At 66.1% G+C, this 9,435-nt stretch carries 9 protein-coding genes and 1 riboswitch; of the genes, 3 read left to right on the top strand and 6 right to left on the bottom strand.

Annotation, left to right across the window (positions count from 1 at the left end):
• From ACTHJR_RS14755 to ACTHJR_RS14780, 6 genes are all read right to left on the bottom strand, one after another.
• Positions 1-908 (bottom strand): phosphomethylpyrimidine synthase ThiC (locus tag ACTHJR_RS14755; protein WP_440523999.1); only part of this gene is annotated, 908 nt, incomplete at its 3' end.
• Positions 909-947: 39 nt separating this feature from the next.
• Positions 948-1,057, bottom strand: a riboswitch (TPP riboswitch).
• Positions 1,058-1,144: 87 nt separating this feature from the next.
• Entirely contained in the window at positions 1,145-2,179 is a 1,035-nt protein-coding gene (locus ACTHJR_RS14760) for a ferritin-like domain-containing protein (RefSeq protein ID WP_440524000.1), read from the bottom strand.
• A gap of 23 nt (positions 2,180-2,202) precedes the next feature.
• Positions 2,203-3,162, bottom strand: coding sequence for a ferritin-like domain-containing protein (locus ACTHJR_RS14765; protein ID WP_440524001.1), 960 nt, complete (start codon positions 3,160-3,162; stop codon positions 2,203-2,205).
• A 277-nt stretch (positions 3,163-3,439) separates the two neighbouring features.
• Positions 3,440-4,297, bottom strand: a complete 858-nt coding sequence (locus tag ACTHJR_RS14770; protein WP_440524002.1) for a MipA/OmpV family protein — start codon at positions 4,295-4,297, stop codon at positions 3,440-3,442.
• 122 nt (positions 4,298-4,419) lie between these two features.
• Positions 4,420-5,163: a sterol desaturase family protein gene (locus tag ACTHJR_RS14775; protein ID WP_440524007.1), complete on the bottom strand. Its 744-nt coding sequence runs from the start codon at positions 5,161-5,163 to the stop codon at positions 4,420-4,422.
• Positions 5,164-5,264: 101 nt separating this feature from the next.
• On the bottom strand, positions 5,265-5,864 hold the full coding sequence (locus ACTHJR_RS14780) for a TetR/AcrR family transcriptional regulator (RefSeq protein ID WP_440524003.1): 600 nt from the start codon (positions 5,862-5,864) through the stop codon (positions 5,265-5,267).
• Between the two features lie 77 nt (positions 5,865-5,941).
• On the opposite strand from ACTHJR_RS14780, the gene ACTHJR_RS14785 reads away from it, so the two are divergent.
• The 3 genes from ACTHJR_RS14785 (at position 5,942) to ACTHJR_RS14795 (ending at position 9,274) form a co-directional block, all read left to right on the top strand.
• On the top strand, positions 5,942-6,553 hold the full coding sequence (locus ACTHJR_RS14785; RefSeq protein ID WP_440524004.1) for a glutathione binding-like protein: 612 nt from the start codon (positions 5,942-5,944) through the stop codon (positions 6,551-6,553).
• 88 nt (positions 6,554-6,641) lie between these two features.
• Complete coding sequence (crtY, locus tag ACTHJR_RS14790) at positions 6,642-7,802, top strand: lycopene beta-cyclase CrtY (protein WP_440524005.1); 1,161 nt, start codon at positions 6,642-6,644, stop codon at positions 7,800-7,802.
• On the top strand, positions 7,799-9,274 hold the full coding sequence (locus ACTHJR_RS14795) for a phytoene desaturase (protein ID WP_440524006.1): 1,476 nt from the start codon (positions 7,799-7,801) through the stop codon (positions 9,272-9,274). The genes crtY and ACTHJR_RS14795 overlap by 4 nt, the downstream gene beginning before the upstream one ends.
• Positions 9,275-9,435: the final 161 nt, after the last annotated feature.

Consider the following 9,435-nt stretch of genomic DNA (forward strand, 5'->3'; position numbering starts at 1 on the left):
TAGTCGACGCCCTGCTCGGCCTGTTCGATCAGGGTGTCGCGGAAGATTTCCCAGGTCAGGTCCTCGGCAATGCCGCCGACCTTTTCCAGCGCCTGATAGATCGGCACGGTGCCGATCGGCACGGGCGAGTTGCGGATGATCCATTCGCGCGTGTCGTGGATGTTGCGGCCGGTCGACAGGTCCATGACCGTGTCGGCGCCCCAGCGGATCGCCCAGACCATCTTGTCGACTTCGCTGGCGACGTTGGAGGCGACCGCCGAATTGCCGATATTGGCGTTGATCTTGACGAGGAAGTTGCGGCCGATCGCCATCGGTTCGGATTCGGGGTGGTTGATGTTGTTGGGGATGATCGCGCGGCCGCGCGCGACCTCGTCGCGGACGAATTCGGGCGTGACGTAATCGGGGATGGCGGCGCCCCAATCCTGGCCGTCGCGGACATATTCGGCGAGCCGGGCACGGCCGAGATTCTCGCGCTCGGCGACATATTCCATCTCGGGCGTGATGATGCCGCGGCGGGCATAATGCATCTGGCTGACGTTCATGCCGGGCTTGGCGCGCAACGGGCGCTTCACGACATTGGGGAAGGGATCGACGCCGCCCGAGCGGTCGGGACCGAGCTGGCCGTTGTCCTCCGGCTTGATATGACGCGCGTCATAGCTCTCGACGTCGCCACGCGCCTCGATCCAGTCGCGGCGGAGGTTGGGCAGGCCGGCCGGGATGTCGATCCGGGCATTGGGATCGGTGTACGGGCCGGAGGTGTCGTAGACGCGCAGGGGCGGCTCGCCGCAGCCGGGCTCGAGGTCGATCTCCCGCATCGCGACCTTCAAGGGACCGACATGGATCTTGCGGCTGCCTCGGATGGGGCCGGTGGTCACACCGATTTCGGTACGCGCTGGGATGTCGGCCATCGAAACTCACTCCGTTATCGGAGCGAGGACACGGATTTCGGATGAAAGCCGCCCACTCCCTCCGCCGGTCTCAACCGGATCAGGTTCAGCGGGTCGGAGGCTGCGGCCTCCCTCTCAACCGCGACAGAGCGGTCCCCCGGGGATGGCGGACACGCTAGGCGCTTGCGGTCACAAAAGAAAGGGCCGCGCGCGGGGAGCGGCGCGCGGCCCAGGCAGGAAGAAACGATGCCGGCCGCTCAACTGGCGGCGCTGATCCGGAGCGTGCCGTTGACGCCCGCCGGGAAGAACCCACCCGATGACAGCATCGATTTGGACAAATACACGATGTTGAGCACCTGCCCCGTGCTCCGGCCGAACGCGATGGCGTTGGCGTCGGCGGGCACGATGTTCGAGGTGACGCCGCCATCTGGGCTCGCGATGCCCTGGTCGAGATCGTCGGGCCCGTCGAGGCTGTCGCGCGCATCGCTGATCTTGCCGGCATTCTCGATCAGCATCAGCGCCGGGTTGGCGATTCCCTTGCGGTAGAGCGTCGTCCGGACCAGCCCGGCATGATATGCCTCCGCCGCCAGGATGCCGGCGGCGGCCTCCAGATACGTCTTATTGGTGATCAGCGGCGCGGCTCCCTTGTACGCGGTTACGCCCACATCCTCGAAGATGAACGCGCCGAGCAGAAAATTCTCGTCGCTGGCATAGGGATCGAACGTATCGGCCGGACCGATGACGCCGGCCGCCCGCGCCGCTGCAGTGAAAGCGCCGGCCATTCCGCCGTCGATGTTGATCGCGGGTTGCGCGACGGGCTGGCCGCCAGCCGAGTTGATCGCGCCGCGTAGAAAGGCGACATGCGCGCCCTCGTCCAGCGCGATCTCGCGGGCATATTGCTGCACTACCGGGTCCTTGAACGCCACCGCCCGGCCGCCGGTGACGGCACCCTGCACGCCGCTGCCAGTGAGTTGGTTGGCGGGCAGCCCGGCACCGGTCACGGCATAGCTGTAGAATTGCGCCTCCAGATATTCGAGGTTGAGCGCGAAGTTGAGCACATCGACATCGGTCACCGCAGTTGGCGTGGGTGTCGGCGAAGGCGATGGGGACGGCGTGGGCAAGGAGCCCGATGACGAGGAGCCGTCGTGGTGGTCATGGCCGCACGCCGACAACAAGGCGAGGCTGCCGAGCGCCGCGGCACCGCCGCCGGCCATGGTCAGGAAGCGCCGGCGCTGGGCGCGGCGTAGTTCGGTCGCCTCGACGATGGCGAGCGCTTTGGTCTGGTCGATCACTGCAAATCTCCTTTCGCTCGCTATCAGGCGTTGTTGGCGCTGGTTTTGATGGTGCCGTTGACCCCGGCCGGGAAGAAGCCGCCCATCGAGACGGCGCTCTTGGTAAGGTAGACGATGTTGAGGACCTGGCCGGTCGACCGGCTGTAGGCGATGCCATTGGCATCCAGCGGCGCGATGTTCGAGCCCGTGCCGCCCAGGCCGCCTACGGGTGAAATGCCCTGGTCGTCGTCGCTCGGTCCGTCCAGGCTGTCCCGCGCGTTGGAGATCAGATCCGCCGAACTGCGCAGGCTGGGCGTTGCGATACCCTTGGCGTACAAGGTCGAGCGCACGATCGCCGCATGATACGCCTCTACCGCGAGGATACCGGCGGCCGCCTCGAGATAGGTCTTGTTGGAGATCAGCGGCGCGGCGCCCTTATAGGCCGTCACGCCGACATCTTCGAAAATAAAGGCGCCGAGCAGGAAACTCTCGTCGCTGGCATAGGGGTTGAAGGCGACTCCGGGGCCGACCAACCCGGCGGCACGCGCCGCAATGCTGAACGCCCCGTTGGGATCGGTCCCGCCGACATCGATTGCCGGCTGCGCGACCTTGGCCGATCCCAATGCCGAGCGAAGGAACGCAACATGCGCGACTTCGTCCTTGGCGATTTCCTGGGCGTAAGCGGAGACGGCGGGGTCGGTGAAATTGACCTTCGTGCCCCCGGTAACGCCGCCTTGCGTACCGGTGCCGTCGAGCAGATTGGCGGGACGACCCATGCCGGTCGCGGCGTAGGAATAGAATTGCGCTTCGAGATATTCCAGATTGAGCGCGAAATTGAGCACGTCGGCATCGGTCACGCCTTGCGCGAAGGCCGGCCGGCCCACGGCCAGCATCCCGGCGCCGACCGCAGCGGCTCCGATGGCAGTCTTGAAGAATTCGCGCCGTTCCTCGCGTCGTTTCACGCGAGCGTCCAGCACGTCGATCACCTGTAGATCGTCTGCCATTGTTTCGTCCTCTCTGTGGGGGGTCGCGGACACTCCTTCGGAATCAAAACGGCAGGGCTGGTAGAGATCGGGCGATACCCCAATGCATCGCGCCGCCGCCCCGCCATGGAGCGCCGGTGCGGCAGGTACGTAACGACAATGCCAACGGACGCATCGACGGCTGGATTTTTCACCTAACCTAAATCAGTTATGGAAAAATAACCAAATTGTTCAGATGTTTAGCTTCGCCCGTTTTTGCAAAAAAACTGCGAAAAGGCAGCATCGTTACGCCGACCACTTAGAAAGTATACGCCAGCCCCGCGCCCGCCAGCCACTGGTTGCGATTGCCGGCGATCGACACGACGGGCGAGTCGGCGAAGTCGTTGAGCATGCGCTTGTAGCTGCCACCCGCGACCAGTTTGAAGCCGTGGAGCAGGTCGCCGGTCAGCGCGACGGTGACGAAACCGCCCGCGGTCCAGCTCTTCCACCCGCCGCGCGTGGTGAATTGCGGCAGGCCGCTCGCCGCGCTGCCCGCCGCCGAGACGTCGAAATAGGCCTGGCCGTATTTGCGGTCGGCATGTTCGGCCGAGGCGAACAGCCCGACCGCCGCCTTGCGGCTGAGCGGGGTCAGGTAATTGATCGTCGGCGACCAGATCGCGCCGCGCTGATCGCCGATCACGCCTTTCCTGTAGCTGACCGAGACCGAGAGCTGGTCGTACTGGCTGGTGATCACCCCGGTCTTGCCGATCCCGACATAGCCGCCGACCTCCAGCGAGCGATCGCGTTTGCCGAGCGCGCGGACGCGGCGGTCGTCGATATAGGACAGCACCGAGCGGTTGAGATCGAGCACCGCGACCGGTCCGGCCTGCAGGTCCCACGTTGGCCCGGGCTTGTTGGGGATGAGATCGGCCGAGAAACGATTGCCGATCAGCTGGAAATTGAATCCCGACACCGATCCGATCGCCACCGGCACCGCCGAGATGCCGTAATGATCGGCGCCCTCGTAATCGGGCATATAGGCGCCGCCGACGCCGATCGTGACATGGTCGCCGCCGGTGTCGATCGTTTCCGGTCCCTTGGGCCCGGGACTGCCGGTATCCTGCGCGATGGCGGGCGTAGCGAGAAGCAAGGCGGGGGCAAGTAACAGAAGACGCACGATGACTCCGATCGGCTGACGTTTGGGGAAAGCAACGTTCCGCCACCCTATTTGTGCCCGGGACGGCGAGATCAAAGGCCCCTCAGGCCGTTTCGGCAGCGATGGCGATCGCCCTGTTGCGTTCAGGCCACGCTATTGCGCGCATCGGGCGGCCGGGCGCCGGCACGCTCCCCGCGACGGGGGTCCGCGAAATCGCCGATCCCGCGATCGGTGCCGCACAGGCGATCCCAGAAGCGGAAATAGAGGCCGTAATTGCAGCGATAATCGGCATGATGCCGCTGATGATGGCTGGCGGTGATCAACCACGCCCCGATCGGCCCGCGCCACAGGACACGGGGAAAGATCTCCCAGCCCATATGGTTGGTCACGCCCATCACGGTCATGATCGCGAGCACCAGGCCCAAGGCGGCTACATGGATCGGGATCAGGAAGACCAGCGCCGGGATCACCACCGCGCCGGTCAGCGCCTCGATCGGGTGGAATGCCATCGCCGCCCAGGCGGTCGGCGGACGGCTGGCATGGTGGACGGCATGCGCAATCCGGAACGGCCGCGGCCGGTGCATCCAGCGATGCGTCCAGTAGAACCACGTGTCGTGCGCGGCGAGATAGAGCAGGATGGAGAGTGGCAAATACCAGAGCGGAAGAGCATGGGGATCGGTGTAGATCCGCGTCCAGCCGCGATTCTGCCATCCCCAGGCGACGATCCCCGCCGGCACGCCATAGATCGCGGCGGAAGCGAGGCTCCAGGCGATCTCGCGCCGGATCTGCTTGTCGAGCCCGGTGTAGAGCCCGGGCCGCACCGCTCGCGTCGCCAGCGCGAAGGCCCCGCTGCTCAGCAGATAGCGAAAACCGACGATCAGCGTCATGGCGACGGCGGACAGAAGGATGGCGAGCGTAGGAGTCACTCGCCCGATGTAGCGCAAAACCGCCTGTCATTCCCCTCCCGCAAGTGGGAGGGGAGATTGGCTCACCCGGCGATCAGCTCGACGCATTCCGCCGCCAAAGCATCGAGGTCCTCCAGGCTCGCCCCCGCCCGCGCGCGGACGCTGAGCGAGTGGATGGTCGCGGTGGCGAGGCGGGCATGGGCATGCGCCTTCGGGTCGCCGTGCGCGGTCAGCAATTGCTCGATCTTGTCGTCCTCCATCTTGAGGAATGCGGCCAGCCGCTCGCGGATCTCGGCATCGTCGACCGCGCTTGCCGCCGAGGTCGAGACCATGATGCAGCCCGACGGCCCGGTCTCACCGGTCAAATAGCCGTCGATCACCGTGCGGAACATCGCCTGGAGGCTGTCGCGCAGCGGCAGGCCGGCGGCGATCAGCCGGTCGAAGCCCTTGCCGGCGCGCTCGATCGTGCGGTCGAGCGTGGCGAGATAGATCGCGCGCTTGTCGCCGAACGCGGCGTAGAGGCTGGGGCGCTGCAATCCGGTCGCGTCGACCAGATCGTCGAGCGAGGTGCCGGCATAGCCGCGCGTGCGGAATCGCTCGCTCGCCGCGCCCAACACCTCAGCGGGATCGAAGCTGCGTGGGCGGCCGCGGCGGCGCGGCGCCTCGTCTGATTTCTGTACCAATTCGCAAAGAATCCTTGACCAGCGCCCAATTTATGCGAAACAGTATAAAAATCAAATCGCCCCCAGGAGGATCGACCATGAAGCTCTATTTCATCCCGTTCGCGTGCAGCCTGGCGACGCGGATCGCGATCAACGAGGCCGAACTCGACGCCGATTTCATCCAGGTCGTTCCCGGCGCCGCCTTGCCCGACGGGCGCGCTTTCAGCGAGATCAGCCCGATGGGCTACGTGCCCGCGATGGAAGCGGGCAGCGTGACGCTGAGCGAGGGGCCGGCGGTGCTGACCTATATCGCCGATCTCGCGGCCGAGGGCGTGCTGGCGCCGCCGCCGTACACCCGCGAGCGCTACGAACTGACCAAATGGCTCAACTTCATCTCGACCGAGATCCACAAGGGCGTGTTCGCACCCTTGATGTCGCGGACCTCGACCGAGGGCGCGCGCGACTGGGCGCGGCAATTGGTCGACCAGCGCTTCGGCCTGCTGGAGGCGCATCTGGCCGGGCGCCATTATCTGCTCGACAGCTTCTCGGTCGCCGACGCCTATCTGCTCGCGGTGCTCAACTGGACCGAATATGCCGGGCTGAGCCTCGATCCCTGGCCGGCGCTCGCGGCGTGGCGCGACGCGACCCGGGCACGGCCATCGGTCAGGGCGGCGATGGCGACCGAGATGCCGCTGCGCCAGGCGGCCTGACTCGCTCTCGCACCAAGCTGTCCACAGGCTATTTCGTCAGCCGGGCCCAAAGGGTTGCGCTCCCGTCCAAAACGGGTAGCGATTCGCCATGGCAGGCCGGATTGAATGTGACCTAGCGATTGTCGGCGGCGGATTGGCGGGCGGATTGATCGCGCTCGCGCTGCGCAAGAAGCGCCCCGACCTCGATCTCCGGCTGATCGAGGCGGGGCCGCGACTGGGCGGCGACCATGTCTGGTCGTTCTTCACCCGCGACATCGCGAAAGAGGACCGCTGGCTGGCGGCACCGCTCGTCTCCTATGGCTGGCGCGGCTATGACGTCGCCTTTCCGGCGCACGCGCGGACGATCGACACCAGTTACTATGCGATCGAGTCCGAACGCTTCGATCGTGTGGTGCGCACCAGCCTCGCCCCCGGCCAGTTGATCGCGGAAAAGGCGCTCGGCGTCGGCACCACCGCGGCCGTGCTGGCGAGCGGCGACCGGATCGAGGCCAAGGGCATCATCGACGCGCGCGGCCCCGGCGACATGTCGATGTTCGAGATGGGCTGGCAGAAATTCGTCGGGCGCGAATTGCTGCTGGCCGATCCGCACGAGGTGACGCGGCCGACGATCATGGACGCGACGGTCGAGCAGGTCGACGGCTATCGCTTCGTCTATACGCTTCCCTTCACCGCGACGCGGATGTTCGTCGAGGACACCTATTACAGCGACACGCCGACGATCGATCGCAATGCGATGGTCGACCGCATCCACGATTATGCGCTGGCCAAAGGCTGGGTGACCGAGGCGGTGGGCCGCGAGGAGACCGGCGCCTTGCCGGTCGTGATGGGCGGCGATTTCGACTCCTTCTGGCGCGCGGGCGGCGCGCGGCTCCCCAAGGCGGGATTGCGCGCCGGGCTGTTCCACCCGACCACCGGCTATTCGCTGCCCGACGCGGTGCGGCTGGCGATCCGCATCGCCGGGCAAAGCGACCTCTCGACCCCCGCCTTGCTCGAGCTGACGCACGGCATGGCCAATCGCGCTTGGACCGATCGCGCTTTCTATCGCATGCTGAGCTCGATGCTGTTCCGCGCCGCCGATCCCGACGAACGATATCGCGTGCTCGAACGCTTTTACCGATTGGGCCCGGGCCTTATAGGGCGTTTCTATGCCGGACGAACCAGCGTGATCGACAAGGCCCGCATCCTGAGCGGCAAGCCGCCGGTGCCGGTCGGCCGCGCCGTCGCGGCGATCCGCGGGCGACGGGGATGAAGCGCGCGATCGTCATCGGCGCCGGGTTCGGCGGGCTCGCGCTGGCGATCCGGTTGCAATCCGCCGGCGTCGAAACGACGATCGTCGAAGCCCGCGACAAGCCCGGCGGGCGCGCTTATTATTGGGAAAAGGACGGCTTCACCTTCGATTCCGGGCCGACGGTCATCACCGATCCCCAGGCGCTCAGAGAACTATGGGGCCTGACCGGGCGCGACATCGCCGAGGATGTCGAGCTGCTGCCGGTCATGCCCTTCTACCGGCTCAATTGGCGCGACGGCACGAGCTTCGATTATTCGAACGACGATGCCCAGCTCCATGCCGAGATCGCGCGGCTCAGCACCGACGACGTCGCCGGCTACCGCCGCTTCCTCGATTATGCCGGGCACGTCTATCATGAGGGCTATGAGAAGCTCGGCAGCACCGCCTTCCTCGACTTCAGCCAGATGGTCGCCTCCGCCCCCGCGCTGCTGCGCTATCAGGCATGGCGCTCGGTCTATTCGGTCGTCTCCGGCTTCGTGAAGAACGAGAAACTGCGTCAGGCGCTGAGCTTCCACACCTTGCTGGTCGGCGGCAACCCGATGACCACCAGCGCGATCTACGCACTGATCCACAAGCTGGAGCGCGACGGCGGCGTTTGGTTCGCGCGCGGCGGCACCAATCGGCTGGTCGCCGGCATGGTCGCACTGTTCGAGCGGCTGGGCGGGACGCTGCGACTGGGCGACCCGGTGGCGACGATCGAGACGCTCGGCGACCGCGCGACCGGGGTCACGACCGCGAGCGGCTGGGCGGGAGAGGCCGACGCCGTCGCCAGCAATGCCGATGTGATGCATTCGTATCGCGACCTGCTGGCGGGATCGCGCAGTGCGCAGCGCACCGTCGGCGGGCTGACGCGCAAGCGCTGGTCGCCATCGGTGTTCGTCGTCCATTTCGGGATCAAGGGGACGTGGCCGGGCATCCCGCATCACATGATCCTGTTCGGCCCGCGCTACCGCGAATTGCTCGCCGATATCTACGACCATGGTGTTCTGGCCGAGGATTTCTCGCTCTATCTCCACCATCCGACGGTGACCGACCCGAGCCTCGCGCCCGAGGGGCAATCGACCTTCTACGCGCTGGCGCCGGTGCCACATCTCGGCAAGTTCCCGGTCGACTGGAACGAGATCGGCCCGATCCTGGAACAGCGCATCCTCGACGAGATCGGCGCGCGGCTGATCCCCGACATCCACGAGCGGATCGTGACGAAGTTCAGCTACGCGCCCAGCGACTTCGCGCACGATCTGAACGCGCATCTCGGCAGCGCCTTCAGCCTCGAGCCGATCCTCAGCCAATCGGCCTATTTTCGGGTCCATAATCGCGACCCGCATATCCCGAACCTGTACTTCGTCGGCGCGGGCACGCACCCCGGCGCGGGGATTCCGGGGGTGGTGATGAGCGCCAAGGCGACCGCCAAATTGATGTTGGAGCAGAAGTGATAATGATCGAAAAATCCTCCCCGTTTACGGGGAGGGGGACCGCGACGCGAAGCGTCGTGGTGAAGGGGGCCCGGCCCCAGGCGATGCAGATGTGGAGGGGCCCCTCCACCCCCGGCTACGCCGGCGGTCCCCCGCCCCCGGCCGGGGGGGATTTTTGTTGT

Origin of the sequence: Sphingomonas sp. (genome assembly GCF_051962185.1) — a bacterium.
Lineage (GTDB): Bacteria > Pseudomonadota > Alphaproteobacteria > Sphingomonadales > Sphingomonadaceae > Sphingomonas.